This is a genomic window from Anaerolineales bacterium, assembly GCA_030583885.1.
Taxonomy (GTDB): Bacteria; Chloroflexota; Anaerolineae; order Anaerolineales; family Villigracilaceae; genus Villigracilis.
Genome location: CP129480.1, coordinates 1,271,015 through 1,294,538, shown reverse-complemented (window position 1 = coordinate 1,294,538; position 23,524 = coordinate 1,271,015). Strand labels below are relative to the sequence as shown.

Sequence of the window (23,524 nt, the reverse complement as noted above, 5' to 3'; positions counted from 1 at the left end):
AGCGTAACCTTTGACAGGCAATAAGGACTTATTCTTACATGGGCATTGATCTTACTCTCACACCGCTCTATCGCAATAATGGACGGGAAATCACCAGCCTGCCCGGTTTGCTCGCATTAACACCGCCGGCCAATGCGACGCGTGTTCGATCCCAGGAACGCCTGGTGGTGTATTTGCTGCTGGCGGGCAATGCCGTCTTTTCAACGTCTGAATATTTGCAGGTGGCGCAGGGTGCGGCTGATGTTTTTTACCAGACATCCGGGTCGCTGACCAGCGCACTGCGCGCCGCAACGGAAACTGTCAATAAAAACCTGCTCGAAAGAAACATGACCACCAGCGGGATCGGACAATATGTAAACGGCTGGCTCACGCTCGCGGCACTGCGCGAGGCGCAATTAACCCTTTCCATGAGCGGTCTCATGCATGTGTATTGGTTTGGAAAAAATGAAACCCGTCACATCCATGAACCCAGTTCATCGGGCAAGGGGCTTGGCATCAGCCAAAACACAACCATGTATTACGCGCAGGCCAAGTTGAGCGCGGGAGACCGCATGCTCTTTTTTGGGAGGGCGCCCAGCGCGTGGGACGGCACACTGAACGACCCGCGTCCCTCCTCGCTGGAGGCCATGCGCCGCCGGCTGTCCACGCTCACCCATGATGACTTGAATGCCGTTCTCCTGCAAGCGACGGACGGCACAGGAGGCTTGAATCTATTAAAGGGGTCTGCCGAAATCCAGGAAGGAAAAAAAGAAGACGAAACACCGCATCTTGATCCGACCTCGAGCCTGCCTCGCCGCGCAGGAACAGAACCCACGCCTGAGTCGCCTGTCACCTCGCCGGCACATGTCCTGCAACCCTCTGCATATGCCATCCCGCCGCAGCAGGAGGAGCCACTCCCACCGGGACAGCCAACATCCATGAGGCATCTCCCGGGCAACACGGTACCGCGCGAATTTCCCGCATCCATTCCGAGGGCGGCACCAAAGCCACAGACAATCAGCGATGACCCTGCTCAGAATGAATCGCCTGAATCCAACGGCGCAGAGAATGTTGACGCGGAAAAGATGGAAGAGCCCGAAGCGCCGCGGGAACCCTCCGCACGGACTCGTCAGACTGCCAAAATGATCGCGGGTGGAATCCAGGCTAGCCGTCGTCTGGGCGACACGGCCGGCGAAAGACTCCGCAACTTCCTTCCGCGTCTCCTGCCAAATACAAATGAGGGCGGGACGTCCTCCATGCCATCCTCAGCACTGATGATGTTCCTGGCGATCCTGATCCCGTTGGTCGTGGTCACGATCGCGAGCGTGGTCTATCTGCGCTACGGACGCAGCGAGCAATACGATACCTATCTGCGGCAGGCACAACAGACACGCGACCAGGCTGTCCTGCTCGGCAACCCTGTTGAACAGCGGATTGCATGGGAAAATGTCCTGCAAAACGTGGATCGTGCCGAGGCACACCGTCAGACTTCAGATACGATCAACCTCCGCAAGGAAGCGAACGAGAATCGCGATACACTGCTGGGCATCGTACGCATCCAATTCAACCCTGCGTTCAGCACCAAACTCAATATTAACGCGAGCCGCATGGCGGCGGGTGAAACGGACCTGTTCCTGCTCAACCCGGCCAACGGGGAAGTGCTGCGCGCCTTCCCCGCCTCCGGCGGGCGCGGTTTCCAACTGGATGCAACCTTCAATTGCAGGCCCGGTGCGTATGGCAACATCACTGTCGGCCCACTTGTGGACATCCTTGCATTGCCGGGCTTAACATCCAATAGAGCCGTCGTGCTGGGCATCGACGCAAGCGGCAACCTGCTCTATTGCACGCCGGGCGAGGTGGCACAAGCCGTTCGCCTGCCGACACCGGACACAAACTGGGGGCGCGTCACAGCCTTTCGAATGGAAAACGGAAATCTCTATGTACTGGATGCGCCGTCACGCGCGGTATGGGTCTATAACGGGAAAGACGGCAGCTACGTTGACCGTCCCACCTTCTTCTTCAGCAAACAGACCCCAACCCAGGATGTGATTGATTTCGTCATCGCCGGGGATGAACTCTACATGCTGCATGCCGACGGGCGCGTCTCCAATTGCACCTACAGCCGTGTCGACACAAATTCGTCCCAATGCCAGGACCCACTGCCGATGGTCAATCCGTTCAAAGCCTATGAAGGGATCGACCTGTTTGGAAATGCGCACTTCATAAAAGTAATGCGCGCGGTATTACCGGATCAATCCATCCTGCTGTTGGATGCGGATTCGCAAAGTGTGATGCGGTTTTCGCCCCGACTGCTGGAACTGCAAAACCTGATCCAGCCGACATTGGGAGAGAACAATCCAATCCCTTTGAGACCCGCCAGTGCGGTGGCGGTCAGCCCCAATCATGTGTTATATCTTGCAGTGGATGGTCAGGTTTATTTTGCATTAAACATGCCTTGACTTCAAGGAGAACCGATGTTAAGAACTTTTGATTTTTTCTCCAATCTTTTCAAACCTGCCCGCCAAAAATTTCCCGCGGATAGCGCAACCGAGCCGGCGCAGATCACACGCAGCAAGGTGTTCCTGATCGTATATGACCCCGTCATGGACAGGTCCACGGGAATGACGCTTTCACAACAGCAAAAGTGGTTCAACGTTTCAGACCTGGTCACCGGTTTCATGGCAGACCTGCTCGAGGTCAGCGGCGGAATGGCGCGGTATGAGATCGTCCAGCGTGTGGATGTGGATGAATTTCCCGCCAAGACCGACGGCTTTCGATATACCCCGCAAACGTATCTGGATATCCTGAACCGTACAGCCCCGCCGCACACTCCGCAGCAAGCGGACTATAACGCCATCCTTAAAAAATACAACATCCTGCAGCGCGTGGCGAGGAACGAAATAGACGAAGTGTGGATCTTTGGCTACCCCCATGCAGGTTTTTACGAATCCAGCATGGGCGGGCCGGGCGCATTCTGGTGCAATTCCCCCCCGCTGGCAAACACCTCCGCCAGTAAACGCCGTTTTGTTGTGATGGGATTTTCCTACGAAAGGCAAATCGGTGAAATGCTGGAGGCCTACGGTCACCGCGCCGAATCCATCATGGAAAAGACCTTCAGCAAACTGGCGGGCGAAGCGAATTTGTGGAGGCGCTTCACACTGTATGAAAAGATCGCACCAGGCAGGGCGGCCTGCGGAAACATCCACTTTGCGCCCAACAGCCAGAGCGACTATGACTGGAACAACCCCACCCCGGTCAAAAGCGAGTGCGACGACTGGTTTTTGAACTTCCCGAATTTCAAAGGGAACGTACGCATTGTCAATTCATCTGCATGGGGCAGGGGTGACGGACGAGCGCATCATAAATGGTGGTTCAACCACTTTCCCCGCGTGGCGGGACGCAGAAATGGGATCCACAACAACTGGTGGCAATACGTTGTTGCTCCTCAACTGCTAATTGTATAAAAGGGTTTTTACTTCGCTCCTGAATAAGGCGCGAAGTATTTTTTATAGTGCGTCATGTTAACTAATCTTGATCTGAATGTTCCATTGGTATTTCTCCTTGCCGCAGTCCCCTATGCGTGGCTGGGATTATTCGCATGGCGCAAACGCCCGGCCGTGGCCGTCACGCCGTTTGCATGGACAATGCTGGGGCTTTCCATCTGGGCCTTTGCATACAGCCTGGAGATATACTTTCCGCAGCTGCATTTAAAATTGTTCTTTACCAGTGTTGAATACATTGGCATCGTGTCCATCCCTGTTTTCATGCTGTTCTTTGCCGTTGAATTCATTGGCAAACGAAGCCTGCTCACGCCGCGCACAAGGCTTTTGATCTGGGTCATTCCAACTCTGATCCTGCTTCTCGTGTGGACAAATCCATTCCACCACCTGATGTGGGACATGGAAACCATTACCGAGTTCGCGGGGATCACATTGCTGAATGTCCGCTTTGGGGTTTTCTTTTGGATCCATGCCGTTTTCTCCTATGGATTGCTGATCCTTGCAAGCACCCTGCTTATTATCGAACTGCTTCAGAGACCGGGCATCTACCGCATCCAAATCAGTCTCGTGGTGCTGAGCATCCTCATCCCGCTGGGCGGCAGTCTGGTCTTCGTCAGCGGAACCGGCCCCGTCAAAAACCTGGACCTTGCGCCCCTGTTCTTTTTGCCGATGGCACTGGGGCTTGCGTGGGCGATTGCGAGATACCATCTATTTGACGTGCTGCCGCTTGAGCATTTAACCGTGTTGAAAAACATGAGGGATGGGGTGATCGTGCTGAACCCGCATCAACGCATCGTATACATCAACCCGGTTACGGAGGGCCTGTTCAATTGCATGGAAAATGAAGCGGTCGGCCAGCCGCTTGGCGATGTTTCGGAAACCTTTGGGGCAAAACTGGCACACTACCTGACAGGCGGTGAACATCGGGCCGAGATCGTGATCGGGCAGGGCAGCCAGGCCAGGGTGTATGATGTGACCGTCTCTCCCCTGCACCAGTTAAACATCTTTCAAGATCGAGCCCCATCCGACAGCATGATTATCCTGCACGATATCACGGAACGCAAAAACACGGAAATGGCAATCAGCCGCCGTGAATCGATCATGTCTTCCATCAACCTTGCCGCCGAACAATTCCTGAAAGAATCCGCATGGGAACATAATATCCCCGCGGTTTTGGAAAAGATCGGGCGGGCCGCGGACGTGAGTCGCATCCACGTGGTAATGAATTACATCGATAAAAACGGCGGGGCACATTCGAGCCTGTGTTATGAATGGGCGGCACCCGGCGTCTCTTCACAGATCAATAACCCGGCCTTACAGCATGTGTCGCTCCACAGATCCGGATTCGGCAGATGGGAAAACACCCTTTCGCAGGGGCATCCCATTTATGGCATGGTACGTGATTTTCCCGAGGATGAAAAAAATTTCCTGCAAAGACAGGGGAGCATTTCCATCGCGGTGATGCCGATCTTCGTCGACAACCAGTGGTGGGGGTTCATCATGTTCGATGAATGCCGTCATGAACGGCGCTGGACAACCACGGAGCTGGAGGCGCTCCATATTGCCGCCAATATTTTCGGCTCGGCGGAGACGCGCGCCCGTACCGAACAGAAGCTGGTGCGCCGCCAGCACACATTAAACCTTCTGCACGAGATCGTACTTGCAGCCCTGCAATCCGACGACCTTGACTCCATGGCGCAAATCGTCGTGGACCGTCTGGGGGAATTGATAAAAGCGGATGGATGTTTCCTCTCCCGCTGGGATGAAGAACAGGAACAACCCGTGCCGCTGTCAGCGTATGGTCCATACCGTGATACGTACCTTTCGCTTCGCGCCACTCCCGGTGAGGGCACGTTTACCGAACTGGCTTTCAGGGAAAATCACACCCTCGTGATTGAAGATGCAAACATCCCGCCATATAACCAATACCGGCTGAAAAAGGTCTTCCCGTTCCAGTCCATCCTTGTCCTGCCCCTGGTCTCCGGCGGGAAAAGGATGGGCGCGATCATGCTTACCTTTGAACAGCCGCATAATTTCCAACCCGAGGAGATCGCCATCAGTGAACAGGCAGCAGGTTTGATCGCCCTTGCGATGGAAAAATACCAGGCGGTGGAAAAAGCCCAGCGCCGCGCTGATGCATCCGAAACCTTGCGAAAGGCCAGCGCAACGGTCGCCGAAACGCTTGCCACCAATGAGACGGTGAATCGCATCCTCGAGCAGCTCAACCAGGTCATCCCGTGCGATAGTGCATCGGTGCAACTGCTGGATGGGAATGAACTGGTGATCGTCGGCGGGCGGGGCTTTGCGGATCCAAAATCCATACTGGGCATACGCTTCCCAATTACGGGTGAACCCAACAGCATTGTGATGGGAACTGGAAAGCCGCATTATATTCCCGAAACAGATGATCAATATCCCAATTTCAACGAAATTGGCAACCTCCACATCCGCTCGTGGCTGGGGGTGCCGCTTATCTTTCAGGGGAAAATAATTGGCTTGCTTACCATTGACAGCACCAAATCGAACCATTTCAAGGAAGAAGACATCAAAAGCGCATCTGAATTTTCAAACCAGGTTGCCATTGCACTGGAAAATGCACGCATCTTTGAAGAGGCGCAAAGCCAGGCGGTCACCGACGCATTGACCGGTCTGCTCAACCGCCGCGGGTTGTTCCAATTCGGCGAATTCGAATTGCAGCGCGCACACCGCATCCAACGGCCTCTCTGCGCGGTCATCTTCGACATTGACCACTTCAAAACGGTCAACGACCAATTTAGTCACACAATAGGGGATCAGATCCTGCATAAACTTGCAGACCGCTGCAGGAACAACTCACGCGCCATCGACCTGATCGGCAGATATGGCGGCGAGGAGTTTGTGATCATTCTGCCTGAAACAAATCTTGAATCCGCAAGGCGTTTTGCGGAACGCCTGCGCCTGTCCATTATGAACGGATCTTTCACCACCGATGCAGGGCCGCTGTCCATCACCGTCAGCATCGGGGTTACCGAGGCAAACGCCGCGGAGACACTGCAAACGCTGATCGAGCGGGCGGATGGCGCGCTCTACAACGCAAAACATGCGGGACGCAATTGCGTCATGGTGAACGAAACGGTTTAAAGATTTGACCAGACCTGATAAAGCCCAAGCCGGCCGTTTTCCCCGTCAGATAAAAAGGACGCGCTCACGCGCATCCCAGCCTGTTCAGCCAGCCCAAGCAGTTCCTCCGCTGAAAAATGGTGCGTGTACCGCAGTCCCTCACCCCCGCTTCGCCAGTCCAGCAAATAATCCCCTTCGTCCACATCGTCATCCGAAAGCCCGACCCTGCCCCAGGGTTGGATTCTGGATTTCAATTTATCGCTGTTCATGAACTGCCAGTTGGACAGGATAAATCTTCCATCCGGTCTCAAGCATGATCTCACACACCGCAAAATATCCAGGCGGATTTCATGCGCAGGAATATGATGAAGGACGGCGAACATCGTTATGACCGACCATCCGCCATCTGTTGAAATGTGATGCAGTAATGCTGAAAGTTTCGTCAGATCAAGCTCGCGGAACTCAACCCCGGGACTGGATTCTGCGTCTCGCAGCAGGGGCAGGCTGAAGTCCACGCCGAGAAGCGCCGCCTTATGACCACGCCTGCCCAACTCGCGCAGGAAATGCCCGTTCCCACATCCCAGATCCAAAACGGATTCAGCATCCTGAATGGAGGCAAGCATTTTCTTTACACCGGGCTGCAGACGCCGGCGCGTGGCGGAAAAGGAATCGCCGAAGCGGTTGTAAAATTCACGGTTTATCGCAAGGAGGCGGTCGGTTATATCTGGATTCATGACGGGATTATACCCATTCGGGCATACCATGACGGTATAATCCCGTCATGGTATCGGCAGAAGCAAGGAATGGATAAGCTGTTTATGGAAATTTCAGAAAAACGGCAACGCTGGAGGAAGATCAACGCTCTGACACCGCAGAAACTTGCGCTGGCACATCACGTGTTGGACGAGATCCGTGAAGGCAATGATGTGATGCGCGCGCTTCGCAGCCACCCACTGGACGAGGGCGGGTATCTCACCAAAGCTGCACTGGTGGCCGCCTATAACCAGATGGTGGAGGCCGGCACCATCGAACCTGACAGGGTTTTGTTGGAACGCATCCGCATGAAGCCCATGAGGACCCTCTCCGGCGTGACAACGGTCACGGTTCTGACCAAGCCGTATCCCTGCCCGGGCAAATGTATTTTTTGTCCAACCGATGTACGCATGCCCAAGAGCTATCTGCCTGATGAGCCCGGTGCGATGCGCGCGCTGGAGCATGAATTCAACCCGTTCACACAGGTGGAGGCGCGCATCCGCGCGCTGAAGAATTTGGGCCACCCCACCGACAAGATTGAGTTGCTCATCCTTGGCGGGACATGGTCGTCCTACCGTCGTGATTATCAGGAGTGGTTTATCAAGCGCAATTTCGACGCAATGAACGGCATCCCCCACCTCGAAGCTGCGGAAGGGAAAATCGGCGAGGGCGAACTCGCAAATGCGCAGACGATTAACGAAACAGCCTCCCACCGCAACGTGGGGCTGGTGATCGAAACGCGCCCCGACGAGATCAATCCTGATGAATTGCGCTGGCTGCGCCACCTCGGCGTGACAAAAGTGCAGATGGGCGCGCAGAGTTTCAACGACCACATTCTCGAAATCAACAAACGCGGCCATGATGTGGAATGCACGCGAAACGCGGCAGCACTGCTCCGCGCGGCGGGATTCAAGATCGTGCTGCATTGGATGCCCAACCTGCTCGGCGCAACGCCCGAATCAGACCGCGAAGATTTCGCGCGCATGTGGGAGGGTTTCTGTCCTGATGAAATCAAAATCTATCCAAATCAATTGCTGGCCAATGCGGAGTTGTACGAATACTGGCAGCGCGGCGAATTCCAGCCTTATACCACCGAGGCATTGATGGAACTGCTCGTCGCCATCAAACCCACCATCCCGCGCTACTGCCGCGTCAACCGCGTCATCCGTGACATTCCCTCGAACAACGTCGTGGAGGGCAACCGCCGCACCAGCCTGCGGCAGGATGTCCATGAAGAGATGAAGCGGCGCGGCACACGTTGTCAATGTGTGCGCTGTCGTGAAGTGAAAGGGAAGACCGTTGACCTATCGTCCCTAAAACTGAATGACCAAATCTATCAGGCTGGCAAAGCGGAGGAGCATTTCATTTCCTTCGACACAACGGATGACAAACTGGCGGGCTTCATCCGCCTCTCGCTCCCTTCGGCAGAATCCCCTGCCACGGGCATTTCCGACCTCGATGGCGTTGCGCTCATCCGTGAAGTGCATGTCTATGGGCAGTCACTCGCTGTCGGCGCGGAAAAAACAGGCGCGGCACAGCATGCTGGCCTGGGCACGCGCCTGCTCGAAGAAGCGGAACGGATCGCAAAGCAAAAAGGATTTGGGAAACTGGCCGTAATATCCGCTGTAGGAACGCGTCAATACTATATCGACCGCGGCTTCGAACGCGGGGAATATTATCTGGTGAAAAACATTTGACCACCAAGCATCACGAAGGGTCACGAGGGTTTTCCTTCGTGTACGTGTGCTTGCACTGTGCGCAAGCACACGTGTGACCCTTTGTGGTTTTAAAAAGGAGAACATGAAACCAAAACACTGGGTCGTCTTCATTACTTTAGGAATCATCTGGAGTTCATCCTTCCTGTGGATCAAGATCGGCGTGCAGGAGATCGGACCGATGGCGCTGACCGCCTTTCGCATGCTATTCGGCGTGCTGACCGCGATCGCCATCTCAGTCCATCAACGCCTGTCCATCCCCCGTGACCTGAAAACCTGGGGCATCTTCGCCATCCTTGGTCCTGCCAGCCTTGCCATTCCCATCTTCCTCATCTCGTGGGGCGAGCAGACCATCGACTCGGCTGTCGCATCCATCCTCAACGCCACCGTCCCGTTGTTCACCCTGCTCATGGCACACTTCTGGATTCAGGATGACAAAATCACATTCCAAAAAACGCTTGGTTTGCTTATCGGTTTTACAGGTGTGATGGTCTTGATGAGCAAAGACCTGCTGGCCAGCGAACATGTCTCGGTCGTTGGGCAATCCGCCGTCATCCTTGCATCGCTCTTTTATGCAGGCAGCGCCGTCGCCATACGAAAGTACACCCAGAACATAAACAATACCATGCGCGGCGTCGGCCTGCTGATGACATCCACAATCCTGATGTGGGTCGTCGGACCCATCGCCGAACGTCCGTTTGAAATCCCAGCGCTGCCCATCACATGGATCGCCATACTTTGGCTGGGCATTTTCGGTTCCGGGCTGGCGATGATCATGCTTTACTATTTGATCCACGAGATCGGTCCCACCCGCACAACATTGGTTACCTATCTGTTCCCGGTCGGCGGTGTCATCCTCGGCGTGCTCTTCCTCAAGGAACAATTATCCTGGCAACTGATTGCAGGGACAGTCCTCATCATTGCCAGCCTTGCCGTCGTCAACTACAAGAAGAAAACCGCATGACCCATCGTTCAGGCTTCATCGCCATCATCGGACGCCCCAACGTCGGCAAGTCCACTTTATTGAATGCATTGCTGGGTCAAAAGATCGCGGCGGTCTCTCCCCGTCCACAGACCACGCGCAAAAAACAGCTGGGCATTCTCACACTCGAAAACGCACAGCTCATTTTTGTGGATACGCCCGGCCTGCACAACGCCAAACACAAACTCGGCGAATTTCTGAATCAGGAGGCGCAGGAGGCCCTGGACGGCGTGGATCTGATCCTCTGGCTGGTGGACGCTTCGACTCAGCCCACCGAGGAGGACACGAACATCTCCTCCCTGCTCAAAGGCGTTTCGCGTCGGACCCCGCTCATGCTGGTTCTGAACAAAATGGACATGCTCAAACCCGACGACGAATCCGCGCGGGTGGAGGCATATGCCCAACTGGCTGGAGATGCAATCGTACTGAAGATCTCCGCGGCAAAACGCCTGGGAATTGGCGAACTGCTCGAAACGTTGATTCAAGCCGTCCCTGAGAGAGAGGCGGATTATCCCGGGGAGCAGATCACCGATCTATATGAACGCGAGATCGCAGGGGATTTGATCCGCGAAGCCTGTCTCATCCAGTTGCGCGATGAAGTGCCGCATGGCATGGCAGTCCGCATCGACGAGTTCAAGGAGCGTGAGAACGGCATGGTGTACATCGCCGCGACGGTTTTTGTGGAGCGTGAATCGCAAAAGGGAATCGTGATCGGCGAAAGCGGGAAGATGTTGAAATCCATTGGTTCCGCGGCGCGCAAAGAGATCGAAGCGATGGGCGGGCGCAGGGCCTTTTTGGAACTGCGCGTAAAGGCATCAAAGGATTGGCGCAACGACCCAAATGCGTTGAGGCTGCTTGGGTACGGGAGGAAGAAATAATGTGATTTGTCTCGATACGGCGGCGCGGGTTGAGACGCAAGCAGTCGAAACCCGCCACCTATTCGACCAGCATAATCATCTTCCCTTCAACGGCATGAACCCCTCCCCCAGGGCTTCATGTGCAACCCCGATGACCATAAAGGCTTCGGGGTCGATCTCATTAACGATGGTTTTCAATGTTACAACCTCGGAGCGCGAGATCACGCAATATAGCACGGGGCGCGGGGTGCCGGTGTAGGCGCCTGTGCCCTGTAGAAAGGTCACGCCGCGCTGCATATCTTCCAACACGCGCATTGAGATTTCCCTTGCCTGATTGGTCACGATCATCACTGTGCGGCTGGTCGTCCCGCCTTCGAGAACCGTCTCCGCCACCAGCCCACTGACGTAAAGCGTGATCATGGCATACAGGGCCTGTTTCCAGCCAAAGATAAATCCCGCCGAAAGGATGACGAGCGTATCCACCATGAGATAACTCTGCGTCATCGATACGCCGCGCCAGTGATTGAGGATGCGCGCCAGGATATCCGAACCGCCGCTCGTGCCGCGCGCACGATAGACCAGTCCATACCCGATGCCGCTGACAATGGCACCATACAAGGAGTTAAGGAAAATATCGCCCTTCAAGTCGTCGATCAATGCGGTCGCCGCGCCGTCGGGGGCGAACAAGGGCGTGCGCAGGATCAGGTCCGTAAGCAGGGAATAGGCAAGGATCGCGAACGCAGTCCGCAGGATAAAACGGCGTCCGCCGAGGAAACGCCAGCCGAGCAGGAAGAGCGGCACGTTGCCGATCAAGACCATCAAGCCGATGGGCCAGCCCGTAAAGTGGTTGATCAACTGCGCGATGCCGCTCACGCCTCCCGACGCCAGGTTGGCAGGGACGTAGAAGATCCGCAGGCTGGTCGCCTGTATCAACGCCGCGATGGCAATCAGAATAAAATCCCGGCTGGCTTTCCAGTATTGTTTCATTTTTGTTACCTTTCCATGACATGGGTTCAAACGAACGCGGAATTATAGCCGATGGTGTAAAATCATTGCCTATGAAAAAATGGCATTTATGGCTTGGGGTGTTCATCAGCATCGTTTTCCTGTGGGTCGCCCTGCGCGGGCTTCATCTTGAAGATTTCTGGAAGGCGGTTCGTCAGGCAGATTATATCTGGCTCCTGCCAGGTATTTTTGTGTATTTCATCGGCGTGTGGATCCGGGCGTGGCGCTGGCATTACCTGCTGGGACCGATCAAGAAAATCCCCACGAAGACCATGTTTCCTGTCACTGTCATCGGCTACATGGGCAACAATATTTATCCCGCCCGCGCGGGGGAGGTGCTGCGGGCCGTCATCCTGAAGCGCAGGGAGGGCGTGCCCGTGTCCGCTTCGCTGGCAACCATCATCGTCGAACGCATCTTCGATGGCGTGGTCATGCTGGCGTTCATCTTCGTCAACCTGACCGAGCTGGCAAAACTCACGGGCGCATCCGGCTTCGTGGGCAACATCCAGGAAGTGGCGCTCTACGGCACAGGGATTTTCATCGGCGCGCTGGCTGTCTTTTTGCTGGCGGCGATGTTCCCGCAAGTGACTGCAAAATTCGGCTTGGGGATGATCGAGCGGCTTACTCCAAAACGCCTGCATGAAAAGATAACGGGCATCATGCACAAATTTCTGGACGGACTCGCCTCGCTGCGCTCCCCCTTCAACGTGTTGATGGTCTTTTTCACATCGGTCATCATCTGGCTGTTGGAGACGGTCAAATACTGGTTCGTGATGCATGCCTTTGATTTCGAGGTATCGTTTTTCGCATTAATGCTTCTGAACGGCATCGTCAACCTCGCCACCACCATCCCATCCGCGCCGGGCTACATCGGCACATGGGAAGCCGTGACAAAAGCGGTTCTGGTTGCCTATCTGGTCCAACCGGATGTTGCGCTTGCCTATGCAGTGGTGTTGCACGTGGCGCTCTGGCTGCCGGTCACCGGTTTGGGAGGGTATTATCTGGCGCGCGAGGGCATCAAGTGGAGTGATACACTCAGAACGGAAATGGAGAAATAAATGGTTGTAGGGGCACAGCGACGCTGTGCCCCTACAAGGAAGATGAAATGAAAATCGCAATCATTGGAGCAGGATATGGCGGCATGGCAGCCGCGTGGGATTTGAAAAAGGCGGGACATGACGTGACCATTTTCGAGTCCGCGAATTATGCGGGCGGGCTGGCGAGCGGATTCAAAGAACCGCATTGGGACTGGTCGGTGGAGAAGTTCTATCATCACTGGTTCCAGTCGGACAGCGAAATGCTTGGGTTGATCCGCGAGTTGGGCTTGGAGGACAAGGTCATCTTTCCGCGCCCGTACACGGTGATGCTGTACAAAGGGAGGTGGCATCCGTTCGATTCGATATTGCACGCGCTTCTCTTTCCCGGACTTGGATTTGGTCTGAACAAGATCAGGTTTGGATTCGTCGGGTTGTTTCTGCGCCTGACGAAGAACTGGCGCGCACTGGAAAAGGTCACCGCCCACGAGTGGATGATGAAATATGCGGGCAGGCAGGTCTACGAGCAGATGTGGCAGCCGCTGTTGATCGGGAAGTTCGCTTCGTATTATAAGGACGTCAACATGGCGTGGTTGTGGGCGCGGATGCACGCGCGGACGACGCGTCTCGGTACGTTCGAGGGCGGCTTCCAAAAGTTCGCGGATCTGTTCGCGGAGAAACTGCGCGGGCAGGGTGCCGAGATTCGGCTGGGGGCGGGGATCAAGTCCATTAAGCAGGATCAGGCGTCCCGAAGTCTGAGTGTGGACGGAGAATCCTTCGACAAGGTTCTGGTCACCACGTCGCCGAATCTGCTGGCGAAGTTATGTCCGAGTCTGCCCGAATCCTATTTGAAGGGACTGCTCGAGTTGAAGTCGATGGGTGCGGTGGTGATGACGCTTTCGCTCAAGCATCAACTTTCGAAGGAGAAGTATTACTGGTTCAACGTGCCGAAGGAGCAGGGCTACCCGTTTTTGGCGCTGGTGGAGCATACGAATTTTGTGTCGAGCGAACATTTCGGCGGCGACCATATCGTGTACGCGGGCGATTATCTGGAATTGGGGCACGAGTATTTTTCGATGAGCGACGAGGAACTGCTCGAACGCTTCATCCCCGCCTTTCAAAAGTTCAACCCCGAGTTCAAGCGCGAGTGGATAAAAAAGGTGTGGGTGCATAGGACCAATTACGCCCAGCCCGTGCCGCTGGTGGGACATTCGAAGAACATCCCCGCCATCCAGACGCCGATCGAGGGGTTGTACTTCGCTTCGATGAGCCAGGTCTACCCGTGGGACCGCGGGACGAATTTCGCGGTGGAGATCGGGAGACGTGCGGCACGATTAATACAAGGATGAATTATGAAAAATAATACTATGCGGTTTCTCGGTGTCGTTATTATTCCACTTCTCATTGTCTTGGGTGGATTTTCCTGCAGTGGGCAGCAGATCGACCCGGATAACCCGCCGCCCAATATCATTTTCATCCTGACCGATGACATGGATTATCCCCTGCTGCCGTATATGGAACAAACGAACCGCTTGATCGCACAGGAAGGGGCCGCCTTTACAAATTATTTTGTGACATCATCTGCATGCTGTCCTTCACGCGCGTCCACGTTCCGCGGACAGTATCCCCACAACACGGGTGTGCTTGAGAATTCCCCCGGGTTCGAACAGTTCCATGAAAACGGAAACAATAAAAGCACCATCGCAACCTGGCTGAAAAGTGCGGGATACCGCACATCGTTCATGGGGAAATTCATGAACCTGTACCCTGCCGGGGTCAAGCGGACCTACGTCCCGCCCGGCTGGACCGACTGGCATGCCTTTGTGACCAGTGAAAGGAAAGCCGCTGATTTTTACACAAGTTACATCTTGAGCGAGAATGGAAAACTGGTCGATTATAACGAGGATGAGGATGATTACAGTACGGATGTACTAAAGAACAGAGCCGTCGAGTTCATCAACAAAAGCGTAGAGGCGCACGCGCCGTTTTTTCTATTCATTGCCCCCTATGCGCCGCACGGACCGAGCACCCCGGCGGCCCGCCACGCGAACCTTTACCTTGACCTGAAATACCCTCAAAGCGCATCATTCCATGAAGAGGACATTTCCGACAAACCGCAGATCATCCAGGATATAAGACGAACGGGCGGGTTGTTTGAGGTCAAGGAGGCGGACGAGTTTTTTATCAAACGGGTGCAAACCATGCTGGCAGTGGATGAAATGGTGGCGGAGCTGGTTCAACTACTGGATGACAACGGGCAATTGGACAATACGTATATTTTCTTTACTTCAGACAATGGATATCACATGGGCGAGCACAGCCTGCCATCCGGAAAGATGCTGCCCTACGAGGAGGATATTCTCGTCCCGTTTCTGGTCCGCGGACCGGGCATCCCTTCGAATACCACCATCACACAGATGACCGCGAACATTGATATCGCGCCGACGATCGCCGAACTGGCCGGCGCACAGTCCGCTGACTTCGTGGACGGGCGTTCCTTTGTCCACTTTTTGAACGGCCAGCCAGCCGATGACCTGCAATGGCGCAGCGCTCTGCTGATCGAAACCGGTGACCTGGACAGGGAATCCCCGGTGGTCGCCTATCGGGGGATCCGGGCTGAAAATTTCATCTATTTGGAATATGAAAATGGCGAGATCGAATTTTACGACCTTATCGCCGATCCGCACCAACTGGAGAATAGTGCCAACGATCTCGATGCGGAAACGCTTGCGATCCTGCATTCGTGGCTGGAGGAGTTGAAAGCCTGCCAAGCGGATTCATGCAGGAACGCTGAAATGACCGTGCCGGACAATATCAAGTATTAACGCGCTGGAGAGTCGGGAGACGCGCGGCGAGGTTGATGGGGTAGAAAAATTGTGCAAAATTAGAAAACCGCTGATACGAATTTCCCAAAGGAGGAAAATATGCCAAAAGTTGATGATGTTGGTCATAGTGATTCGACAGTACCAAAAATAGAGGTTTTATCAAGTATTTTTGACATGCACTTTATGATTACTCAAGCTGTCATAAAGAAATACCCATCATTTAGGCAAAAATATCGATATGTTGATTTGACTTCTGGAAAGGGGCATGTGCCATATTCTGATACAGTTTCAAAGGTGAACAAAATTCATACATTAGAATGGTCTGGGAAAAGTCTAGTGTACGAAGGGAAGTTGTTAGGTAGCCCATTGGTTTTTCTAACAGTGGCAGAATCGGAAAAGGCGCAAATTCCTTATCATGCTGATTTTATAGAGACCAATTTTGATAACTTTCAAGAGTTACAGAATGCTGTAAACATTCATTTTGACCTAAATAAGTGGACAGACGTCAATCGCAAGGTCTTTTTGCACAATAAAAATTATGAACAAGCTATTCCTGAATTGTTCTCTTCACGTAATGAAAAAGAGTTTGGTTTATTTTTTATCGATCCTTCTGGAAACAAACCAGACTTAGATGCTCTTAAGTTCATAACAAAAGCAAGGCCAAAAATGGAGCTGTTATTATATATTTCAGCTACGAATGTTAAGCGAGAATTTGGATATACAAAGAAATATCTTTCAGATTACATGAGAGAAATCGGAAAAGAATACTGGTTAATAAAGAAACCTATTAAGGGTGACAAGTTTCAGTGGACCTTCTTGCTTGGTAGCAATTCAGATATTTTCAAAGACTACAGAAAAATAGATTTCTTGCGGCTCGACTCTGTCGATGCGCAAAAGTTTTTTCCAAAACTAGAACTCAGTACAAAGCAAAGGCAAGATATGCTTCAGTTCAAGTTTCCCAATATGGACGACGAAAAATAAATAAAACAAAAGTTCTATTTTGGTGATAAAATCGAATTGTCTTTATTTCTCGGAGGAGAAAATGGCTCAATCTAAAATCGAGTGGACCGAATCGACGTGGAATCCGCTCACGGGCTGTACGAAGATCAGCCCTGGTTGCAAGCATTGTTATGCAGAACGCATGGCAAAACGTCTGCACGCCATGGGGCAGCCGAATTATGCAAACGGCTTCAAATTAACCATGCATCCGCAGGCGCTCGAAAAGCCTTTGGAATGGAAAACTCCGCAGGTTATCTTTGTCAATTCCATGAGCGACTTGTTCCACAAGGATGTGCCGCTGGAATTCGTCCAGAGCGTGTTCGATGTGATGAAACGCGCACACTGGCATCAATTTCAGGTCTTAACCAAACGTTCCGAGCGGTTGCTGGAACTCAGTCCGCAACTGGAGTGGACGGAAAATATCTGGATGGGTGTCAGCGTTGAAAACGCCGATTACACATTCCGAATTGACCATCTGCGAAAAACGGGCGCGAAAATCAAGTTTTTATCGGTCGAGCCGCTTTTGGGTCCCATTCCAAAAATGAATTTGAAGGGAATCAACTGGGTCATTGTCGGCGGCGAATCGGGTCCTGGGGCGCGTCCGCTCGAAAGGGAATGGGTGGTGGATATAAAGAATCAATGTGTAAGAGCAAAAGTCCCATTTTTCTTCAAGCAATGGGGCGGCGTTCAAAAGAAGAAAGCGGGCAGACTGTTGGATGGCAAAACGTGGGATCAAATGCCAAAGAAGATGAGCTTGGCAAGAGCGTAAAAAAAGAAGGCGGCAAATTGCCGCCTTCTTTTTTTACGCAAGTTGAAAGAGTTTATAAAAAGAACTCCGGCGCAAAGTTCAAATAATTCTCGAACTTCCCGAACGGGACGTTGCTCATCAGGATCGCGGAGAACGAGTCGATCTTGTATTTCCGCGCGACGAGATGGTCAACCGCCTTCTTATTGACCAGCGGGACGGAAACGCCGAACTCTGCGCCCTTCTCCGCCATCAGGCTTTCGGCGTGCGCCAGGGCAGCGGGGAAATCGTCATCGTCCAGCACGGCGAACGGTCCGTTCCCATCGCCGAGGTAGCCGTATCCCGCCACGTCCCCATCCCGCGTGTACACGAATCCATCGCGCGCGCCCGCCAGCCACTCGTGGATGCTTCCGCGCGCGTGACCGATGATCTCCCTATCGATGCGGTTCAGCGCTTCGAGATGCAGGGTCAAATCCAGCGGCTCGGCGCGCAGGTCGGTGTCCATGGTCACTGTTTCGGCTTGGCGGGAAAAATACTTGAGTATGAAACGTCCGTACACGCCCATCGTCATATAGCGATGCAGCGCGCGTTCGTCCAGCGTGGCGATGATGGTGCGATACCTTGCGCCGTTATTTGCAAAGGCGCGGGATAACAATCCGCTTCCGACTCCCGCCGACTGCTGGTTCGGTGAGACGAAGAACTCGGTCAACTCCTGAAGCCCGTCGTGCTCGATCGTGCGGGCATAGCCGAGGACTTCGCCGTCCCGTTCCGCCACCCAGAACTGGGACGCGTCCCTGGCGAGGAACTCGAACAACGGCTTGCGTCTCTCCCAAATGGACGCGAGTTTGGCGGGGTCGTTCCCGCCCGTGATGGCTTGCACGTTCATGCGCTCGCTGTAGTCCATGATGGATTTGAGAAAGACTTTGAAGACCGGAAATGAGTCTTCGATGGTGGCTTCGCGGTAGGTGATGGTCACTGGATGATTCCTTTTGAACTATCGAATACTCGTTTTTTCACCGCGAAGGCGCGATGGACGCAAAGATTTTTTACCCTTCGCGCTCTTCGTCTCTTCGCGGTAAATGACTTGGCGGATTATAGCACCCGCGCACAAACAGCAACGTCCCCCGAATTGGCGATTCGGGGGACGTTGTTTCTTTCAACTACTCGCCGCGCGCGTGCGGATTTGGGCTCCAGTCGCACAGGTTGATGAAGGGGGTGGTCGAGCCGCCCTCCACGAAAAAGGACTTCATCAAGCCGCTCGAGTGGGTGTACGCGCCTTCAAGGTTGTAACCGGGCGCCCAGGCATAGGCATAGTATCTGCCCGCAGGGACCAGCACGCTGTAGGTGATCTGGTTCTCCACGATGGCGAACTGGATGCGCTGACCCGTGTGAGCATTCTCCAAATAGAGCGTCATGGGCGGGTTGAATTCGCTCGGGTAGCACAGGTTACCTCCGACGGTTCCATGCGTGACCGTTTCCTGCTTTTTGACCTTGATATCCACATAAAACGGGACGTTCGCCTTGTCCCCTGTCCCGAACAATGTACCGGCGGCGTTGCGGAGCATCCAATAGCCGCTGTAGGAGCCGGCGGTGGAGGGCGCGGTCAGCGTCACGGAGACATCCACCGTCTGGCCGGGCGCCACATGGCCCGGCAGCCGCACGGCGGTGGTGCCGCCCATTTGCGAGCCGCTGTTGAAGACCAGCATGTAATCCGTCGTCCATGCGCATGTTCCGCGGTTCTTCAAGCGCCAGGTCTTGATGAAGACCTCGCCCGGCGCCAAGGTCGTGCCGTCGGCCACGGTCACGTCCTTGACGAAGGCAACCCAGTCACAGTAGGTCACTGCGGTGGGAGCGGGAGATGTCACAGTGGCGGTCGGTGCCTGGGTGGCAGGATCAAGCGTCGGCGTGGGCGGAGGCGGGGTCTGCGTCGGCGCGTTGAGCGTCAGCGCGATCACCGTCTGCGTCACCATCGCCTGCACCGTGGCCTGCGGGTCCGCTTTGGGCTGGCCGGATTGAAATGCCAGAACACTGATCGGGAACATGGCAAGCACGCATAATGCCAGGATGCCGAATATGATAATAATGCTGTTGGTTGTAAGTTTCATGTTGTACCTCGTTTCTTTCAGCCCCTATGAAACGATAACCGCTTCAAAAAAGTTCCCGTACCTTGGTACTATTCGGGCGGACAAATGCTCCGCCCGGGGCTTCTCCGAAAACTGGTCCAAAAAAATGAAGGCTTTCAGCCTTCATTTTTTACCCGCTCAACAGCCACGCCCGGGCTTCTTCCAGATCGTCAAACTGGCAAAAGTTGTATCCTCGATTCCTGAAAACGGTCTCCATGAAATGCGTATCCTGGGTTAACTCCTTGAAGACCATGGCGATCCTCCAGCGGCGGGAGATCCCGATCCTGACGTTGACTTCAGGGCGCTCGTAATATTCAAAAAGGCTCAATGCAAAGGTCGTTTCGCGGTGGTCGACGATCTGCCGGTCACAGCGATGGGCCGCCGCAACCTCAACGATCTCCCTGACCATGGTATTCGCGTCCCGCGCGGTTAACACCCCCCTTGTTTTCACATAAAGAGTGTGTTCACTGGCTATATATTCGATGGTCCATTCCATGGCGATTAAAACAAAAAAGGGCGGATGGGATTTCTTTGATTATCATCCCATCCGCCCCGGGAGTCAAACATTATTTGCCAAACCACATGCGGGCGAGCAGGTTATCCTTCCTGATAAACTGATGAAACAGCGCAGCGCCAACATGAAGCCCAACCAGCGCAAGCAGCAGCCAGGAGAGAAGTCCGTGCCCCATGCGCGGCAGGTAATCAAAGAAATTCGATGGATAGGCTTGGGCCCCGCTGAACACCGCGGGCAGGTTTGCCAGTTGATACATCCCCAATCCGCTGACCGCCATGCCGATCACAAGCAGGTAAAGCAGGACATGCACCGCCTTCCCAACGAGATTCAGGAAGGCATTGCCCGCATCGGCCGGCGCAGGGGACTTGACCGTAAACCGCAGGATCAAGCGGATGATGAGCAATAGCGCGATCCCACCGCCAATATAGGTGTGGCTTTGCAGCATCATTGCCTTCTGCGGGTCTTCAGGGGATATCCCCGGCATCGCAAACTTGCCTATGCCGAGCATCATAAAGACAAGCAAAGCCATCAGCCAGTGAATGGCGGCGTGCGCAGGATGGTAGCGTTTCGGTGTGGATTCAGACATGGTTTTCTCCTCCGGTTATTTGGTCCGAACTATTTAAATGAGACAATCCTGCAATATATTTTCTTACATAACACGGGGGGGATTGGTGTAAAATTGAAACGCCCTATTCCCCCGCCGCCTTTCGACGGGTACCTCAACTCTAAGGAGACTTCCCCCATGTATCACACCATTATTATCGTCGGCAATGTAGGCAAGGACCCGGAAATGCGCTACACACCATCCGGTCAGGCCGTTACATCTTTTTCGGTTGCCACCAATCGCCAATACACGGCCGGCAATGGCGAACAGGTCAAGGAGACCATCTGGTTCCGCATATCCACCTGGGGCAAAACAGCGGAGGTATGCAACCAGTATGTCAAAAAAGGGTCAAAGGTTTTGATCGAAGGACGCCTCACGCCGGACAAAGCCACAGGCGGACCGCGCATCTGGACAAAGCAGGACGGCACCGCCGGCACATCCTTTGAAGTGACAGCTTCCACCGTGCGCTTCCTCTCCTCGCGCGGGGAAACTGATGCGGGTCCCACGGCAGGCGGCGGCATGGAAATGGCGGAACTGCCCCCGGAAGACGATATCCCGTTCTAACCATTCGATGGATACAGGCCAAATACATGACCACGCCTCAAACCCCTCCCAGACCTGCCAGCCCCACGCTTGTGCTTCCCGCAGACCTTGAACTTGTCTACGCCAACCTTGCGCGCATCGCCCACTCGCCTGCCGACATTGTGATTGACTTTGCCCACCTCCTGCCCGGTGAACCGCAGGCAAAAATCCGCTCACGCGTGGTCATGACCCCGCTTAGCGCAAAATTACTGGTCAAGGCACTCACTGAAAATATCGGGCGGTACGAGGCCGCTTTCGGAGAGATCCCCGTCCCCACCAACACCACCCTCGCAGATAACCTCTTCCGCCCATTCCAACAACCGCCCGACCCGCCCAAAGAGTAAAACCGCATGGAAAAACTGGAACACATTGCCGAACAGATCCGCAAAAAGTTCGATGCGCGTACATCCGCGCGTGACCAGGCGCTTTCCCAGGCACGCCAGCTCACGCGCGCCTGTTCCCTCGCCATTCGCGCCGTCCATCGCGATGACACACAGGCGATGAACACGCAATTACAGGAGGCGCGTCAGCTGGCGGATACGCTCCGAAATTCCCTTGCATCCCACCCCGACCTGTTCTATGCGGGATACACACAGGATGCCTTGAAGGAATTTGTGGAGGCGAACGTCACCTGCGCCTTGATAAAGAACGAACCGCTTCAGACTCCCGAGGAGCTGGTCGTTGAACCCGCAACCTATCTCAACGGGCTGGCAGAGGTCGTCGGCGAACTGCGCCGCCGCACGCTGGATATTCTGCGTCACGGATATTCAACGGAAGTGGAGCGCCTGCTCGGCTACATGGACGAGATCTACTCCGTCATGGTCACCATGGATTATCCCGACGCGATCACCAACGGACTGCGCCGACAGACCGACCTCGCGCGCGGCATCATCGAAAAGACCCGCGGCGACATCACCTTCAGCCTGCGCGGTGAGCATCTCGAACAGGCCATCGGGAAGTTAATTGTTCAATTGAACAGCGAACCGGCTCAGGGCGGAGTCCCGAGCGCTGTCAAGCCAAAAGAGGCTAAATAGGATATGGCAAGAGGCGGGCGTCGTTACCCCCTGGTGATTTACACCCACATGATCAACCGCTGGTGGCCCGCAATCCTTGTACTTGGATTCGCATTGCTGGGCGTTTCGTGGGGAATTTACAATCTCGGGTTCGAACAATGGCGCTGGCTGGGGATGGCAAGCGTTGGCGGGCTGAACATCTTCATCGGGCTTGCCTTGCTGTTCCTGCGAAAAGGCGCCTATGTGCGGGCTTTCAACGATCACTTGCGGCTTGCCACGCCGCTCCTGCGTCTCGATATTTCGTATAAAAGGATCAGGCGCACGTCGTCTGCAAACATGGGCGTTTTGTTCCCGCCCAGCAGCGTTTCAAAATGGCAGGCGGAGATCGTCCAGCCGATCGCAAAAATGACGGTGATCGTGCTTGAACTGAATGCCTTTCCGATGTCCCAATCCGCCTTGCGGCTGTTCCTGTCACCGCTTTTCTTCAAGGACAAGACACCGCATTTTGTGATCCTTGTGGAGGACTGGATGCGCTTCAGCTCGGAACTGGAAAGCATGAGGACGGGTCTCACAACAGAGACCGTGCAAAAAAAACGGGACGCTTCGATCCTCTCCCGCCTGCCGCGTAAATAACAAATGAACATTTATTTTGCATGTTCCATTACAGGCGGGCGCGGGCTTGAAAACGTGTATCAACAGCTTGTCGCCGCGCTTTCAATGGATGGGCATGAAATTCCGACCTCCCACCTAGCCCGATCGGAAGCAATCGAAAATGAGCATATGCTCACGCCACAGGATGTCTATGCGCGTGATGTGAACTGGATAAAGGGTTGCGATGTGCTGATCGCGGAGATCAGTGTGCCTTCGCACGGAGTGGGGTATGAAATTGGATTTGCCTTGAATATCGGCAAACCCGTTTTATGCCTGCATCAAAGGGAACGAACAATATCCAAAATGATCACCGGGAATTCCGACCCCGGACTGACGATAAAATCGTATGTTCATGTGGAAGATGCCATTTTACAGGCACGGGATTTCCTTTTAAACCCATAAACCCTTGTGAAGATTATCACTTTCAATCAGTGACATTTGGCTATGGCGGAAAACGGGGAATCGATTAATATTAATGCGGAGACGGAACCAAGACACCTCCAACAAACTCCTCTCTGTCTCCTCCTTTGGCGAAAGTTGCCGC

At 54.2% G+C, this 23,524-nt stretch carries 22 protein-coding genes; 16 read left to right on the top strand and 6 right to left on the bottom strand.

The features are described 5' to 3' along the window. The first annotated feature begins 38 nt into the window (after positions 1–38). The 3 genes from QY332_06440 to QY332_06430 are packed head-to-tail and all read left to right on the top strand — an operon-like array spanning position 39 to position 6,599. The gene (locus QY332_06440; protein WKZ37571.1) at positions 39–2,438 is read left to right on the top strand and encodes a hypothetical protein; all 2,400 of its coding nucleotides are present in this window, start codon (positions 39–41) and stop codon (positions 2,436–2,438) included. Positions 2,439–2,453: 15 nt separating this feature from the next. After that, positions 2,454–3,443, top strand: a complete 990-nt coding sequence (locus QY332_06435) for a hypothetical protein (GenBank protein ID WKZ37570.1) — start codon at positions 2,454–2,456, stop codon at positions 3,441–3,443. 54 nt (positions 3,444–3,497) lie between these two features. Further along, on the top strand, positions 3,498–6,599 hold the full coding sequence (locus QY332_06430) for a histidine kinase N-terminal 7TM domain-containing protein (GenBank protein ID WKZ37569.1): 3,102 nt from the start codon (positions 3,498–3,500) through the stop codon (positions 6,597–6,599). Here QY332_06430 and QY332_06425 read toward each other — a convergent pair. After that, complete coding sequence (locus tag QY332_06425) at positions 6,596–7,312, bottom strand: class I SAM-dependent methyltransferase (protein WKZ37568.1); 717 nt, start codon at positions 7,310–7,312, stop codon at positions 6,596–6,598. The two genes, QY332_06430 and QY332_06425, sit on opposite strands and share 4 nt — an antisense overlap. Before the next feature lie 69 nt (positions 7,313–7,381). Between QY332_06425 and QY332_06420 the strand changes: the two genes are divergently transcribed. The 3 genes from QY332_06420 (at position 7,382) to era (ending at position 10,906) form a co-directional block, all read left to right on the top strand. Beyond that, positions 7,382–9,028, top strand: coding sequence for a tRNA uridine(34) 5-carboxymethylaminomethyl modification radical SAM/GNAT enzyme Elp3 (locus QY332_06420; protein ID WKZ37567.1), 1,647 nt, complete (start codon positions 7,382–7,384; stop codon positions 9,026–9,028). A 103-nt stretch (positions 9,029–9,131) separates the two neighbouring features. After that, positions 9,132–10,010 carry a DMT family transporter gene (locus QY332_06415; protein WKZ37566.1) on the top strand — a complete coding sequence of 293 codons (879 nt, stop codon included), beginning with the start codon at positions 9,132–9,134 and terminating at the stop codon, positions 10,008–10,010. Beyond that, positions 10,007–10,906 (top strand): GTPase Era, encoded by a 900-nt coding sequence (era, locus tag QY332_06410; protein ID WKZ37565.1) that lies wholly within the window; start codon positions 10,007–10,009, stop codon positions 10,904–10,906. The genes QY332_06415 and era overlap by 4 nt, the downstream gene beginning before the upstream one ends. 75 nt (positions 10,907–10,981) lie before the next feature. On the opposite strand, the gene QY332_06405 is transcribed toward era, so the two are convergent. Then, entirely contained in the window at positions 10,982–11,872 is an 891-nt protein-coding gene (locus QY332_06405; protein WKZ37564.1) for a YitT family protein, read from the bottom strand. A 71-nt stretch (positions 11,873–11,943) separates the two neighbouring features. Here QY332_06405 and QY332_06400 point away from each other — a divergent pair, with 71 nt between their 5' ends. The 5 genes from QY332_06400 (at position 11,944) to QY332_06380 (ending at position 17,517) form a co-directional block, all read left to right on the top strand. Beyond that, positions 11,944–12,948 (top strand): lysylphosphatidylglycerol synthase transmembrane domain-containing protein, encoded by a 1,005-nt coding sequence (locus QY332_06400; protein WKZ37563.1) that lies wholly within the window; start codon positions 11,944–11,946, stop codon positions 12,946–12,948. Positions 12,949–12,995: 47 nt separating this feature from the next. Beyond that, on the top strand, positions 12,996–14,273 hold the full coding sequence (locus QY332_06395; GenBank protein WKZ37562.1) for an NAD(P)/FAD-dependent oxidoreductase: 1,278 nt from the start codon (positions 12,996–12,998) through the stop codon (positions 14,271–14,273). A 3-nt stretch (positions 14,274–14,276) separates the two neighbouring features. After that, positions 14,277–15,749: a sulfatase gene (locus tag QY332_06390; protein WKZ37561.1), complete on the top strand. Its 1,473-nt coding sequence runs from the start codon at positions 14,277–14,279 to the stop codon at positions 15,747–15,749. Between the two features lie 99 nt (positions 15,750–15,848). Beyond that, entirely contained in the window at positions 15,849–16,730 is an 882-nt protein-coding gene (locus QY332_06385; GenBank protein ID WKZ37560.1) for a hypothetical protein, read from the top strand. A gap of 61 nt (positions 16,731–16,791) precedes the next feature. Then, positions 16,792–17,517, top strand: a complete 726-nt coding sequence (locus QY332_06380; GenBank protein WKZ37559.1) for a phage Gp37/Gp68 family protein — start codon at positions 16,792–16,794, stop codon at positions 17,515–17,517. Between the two features lie 52 nt (positions 17,518–17,569). Here the strand turns inward: QY332_06380 and QY332_06375 are convergent, their stop codons facing one another. The 4 genes from QY332_06375 to QY332_06360 all read right to left on the bottom strand — a co-directional run bounded on the left by QY332_06375 (position 17,570) and on the right by QY332_06360 (position 20,716). Continuing rightward, on the bottom strand, positions 17,570–18,469 hold the full coding sequence (locus QY332_06375; protein ID WKZ37558.1) for a GNAT family N-acetyltransferase: 900 nt from the start codon (positions 18,467–18,469) through the stop codon (positions 17,570–17,572). A 184-nt stretch (positions 18,470–18,653) separates the two neighbouring features. Then, entirely contained in the window at positions 18,654–19,598 is a 945-nt protein-coding gene (locus tag QY332_06370) for an NBR1-Ig-like domain-containing protein (protein ID WKZ37557.1), read from the bottom strand. 148 nt (positions 19,599–19,746) lie between these two features. Further along, positions 19,747–20,112, bottom strand: coding sequence for a hypothetical protein (locus QY332_06365; protein ID WKZ37556.1), 366 nt, complete (start codon positions 20,110–20,112; stop codon positions 19,747–19,749). 70 nt (positions 20,113–20,182) lie between these two features. After that, positions 20,183–20,716, bottom strand: a complete 534-nt coding sequence (locus QY332_06360; GenBank protein ID WKZ37555.1) for a cytochrome b/b6 domain-containing protein — start codon at positions 20,714–20,716, stop codon at positions 20,183–20,185. Positions 20,717–20,872: 156 nt separating this feature from the next. Between QY332_06360 and ssb the strand changes: the two genes are divergently transcribed. The 5 genes from ssb to QY332_06335 are packed head-to-tail and all read left to right on the top strand — an operon-like array spanning position 20,873 to position 23,382. After that, positions 20,873–21,298 (top strand): single-stranded DNA-binding protein, encoded by a 426-nt coding sequence (gene ssb, locus QY332_06355; protein ID WKZ37554.1) that lies wholly within the window; start codon positions 20,873–20,875, stop codon positions 21,296–21,298. A gap of 26 nt (positions 21,299–21,324) precedes the next feature. Next, the gene (locus QY332_06350; protein WKZ37553.1) at positions 21,325–21,660 is read left to right on the top strand and encodes a DUF3467 domain-containing protein; all 336 of its coding nucleotides are present in this window, start codon (positions 21,325–21,327) and stop codon (positions 21,658–21,660) included. 6 nt (positions 21,661–21,666) lie between these two features. After that, positions 21,667–22,350: a haloacid dehalogenase gene (locus QY332_06345; protein WKZ37552.1), complete on the top strand. Its 684-nt coding sequence runs from the start codon at positions 21,667–21,669 to the stop codon at positions 22,348–22,350. 48 nt (positions 22,351–22,398) lie between these two features. Further along, the gene (locus QY332_06340) at positions 22,399–22,962 is read left to right on the top strand and encodes a hypothetical protein (protein ID WKZ37551.1); all 564 of its coding nucleotides are present in this window, start codon (positions 22,399–22,401) and stop codon (positions 22,960–22,962) included. A gap of 3 nt (positions 22,963–22,965) precedes the next feature. Then, entirely contained in the window at positions 22,966–23,382 is a 417-nt protein-coding gene (locus QY332_06335; protein ID WKZ37550.1) for a nucleoside 2-deoxyribosyltransferase, read from the top strand. Positions 23,383–23,524: the final 142 nt, after the last annotated feature.

Excerpts from the sequence above, each read along its gene's own strand:
- QY332_06440 (WKZ37571.1), top strand. The coding sequence starts at position 39 with ATGGGCATTGATCTTACTCTCACACCGCTCTATCGCAATAATGGACGG.
- QY332_06435 (WKZ37570.1), top strand. The coding sequence starts at position 2,454 with ATGTTAAGAACTTTTGATTTTTTCTCCAATCTTTTCAAACCTGCCCGC.
- QY332_06430 (WKZ37569.1), top strand. The coding sequence starts at position 3,498 with ATGTTAACTAATCTTGATCTGAATGTTCCATTGGTATTTCTCCTTGCC.
- QY332_06425 (WKZ37568.1), bottom strand. The coding sequence starts at position 7,312 with ATGAATCCAGATATAACCGACCGCCTCCTTGCGATAAACCGTGAATTT.
- QY332_06420 (WKZ37567.1), top strand. The coding sequence starts at position 7,382 with ATGGATAAGCTGTTTATGGAAATTTCAGAAAAACGGCAACGCTGGAGG.
- QY332_06415 (WKZ37566.1), top strand. The coding sequence starts at position 9,132 with ATGAAACCAAAACACTGGGTCGTCTTCATTACTTTAGGAATCATCTGG.
- era (WKZ37565.1), top strand. The coding sequence starts at position 10,007 with ATGACCCATCGTTCAGGCTTCATCGCCATCATCGGACGCCCCAACGTC.
- QY332_06405 (WKZ37564.1), bottom strand. The coding sequence starts at position 11,872 with ATGAAACAATACTGGAAAGCCAGCCGGGATTTTATTCTGATTGCCATC.
- QY332_06400 (WKZ37563.1), top strand. The coding sequence starts at position 11,944 with ATGAAAAAATGGCATTTATGGCTTGGGGTGTTCATCAGCATCGTTTTC.
- QY332_06395 (WKZ37562.1), top strand. The coding sequence starts at position 12,996 with ATGAAAATCGCAATCATTGGAGCAGGATATGGCGGCATGGCAGCCGCG.
- QY332_06390 (WKZ37561.1), top strand. The coding sequence starts at position 14,277 with ATGAAAAATAATACTATGCGGTTTCTCGGTGTCGTTATTATTCCACTT.
- QY332_06385 (WKZ37560.1), top strand. The coding sequence starts at position 15,849 with ATGCCAAAAGTTGATGATGTTGGTCATAGTGATTCGACAGTACCAAAA.
- QY332_06380 (WKZ37559.1), top strand. The coding sequence starts at position 16,792 with ATGGCTCAATCTAAAATCGAGTGGACCGAATCGACGTGGAATCCGCTC.
- QY332_06370 (WKZ37557.1), bottom strand. The coding sequence starts at position 19,598 with ATGAAACTTACAACCAACAGCATTATTATCATATTCGGCATCCTGGCA.
- QY332_06365 (WKZ37556.1), bottom strand. The coding sequence starts at position 20,112 with ATGGAATGGACCATCGAATATATAGCCAGTGAACACACTCTTTATGTG.
- QY332_06360 (WKZ37555.1), bottom strand. The coding sequence starts at position 20,716 with ATGTCTGAATCCACACCGAAACGCTACCATCCTGCGCACGCCGCCATT.
- ssb (WKZ37554.1), top strand. The coding sequence starts at position 20,873 with ATGTATCACACCATTATTATCGTCGGCAATGTAGGCAAGGACCCGGAA.
- QY332_06350 (WKZ37553.1), top strand. The coding sequence starts at position 21,325 with ATGACCACGCCTCAAACCCCTCCCAGACCTGCCAGCCCCACGCTTGTG.
- QY332_06345 (WKZ37552.1), top strand. The coding sequence starts at position 21,667 with ATGGAAAAACTGGAACACATTGCCGAACAGATCCGCAAAAAGTTCGAT.
- QY332_06340 (WKZ37551.1), top strand. The coding sequence starts at position 22,399 with ATGATCAACCGCTGGTGGCCCGCAATCCTTGTACTTGGATTCGCATTG.
- QY332_06335 (WKZ37550.1), top strand. The coding sequence starts at position 22,966 with ATGAACATTTATTTTGCATGTTCCATTACAGGCGGGCGCGGGCTTGAA.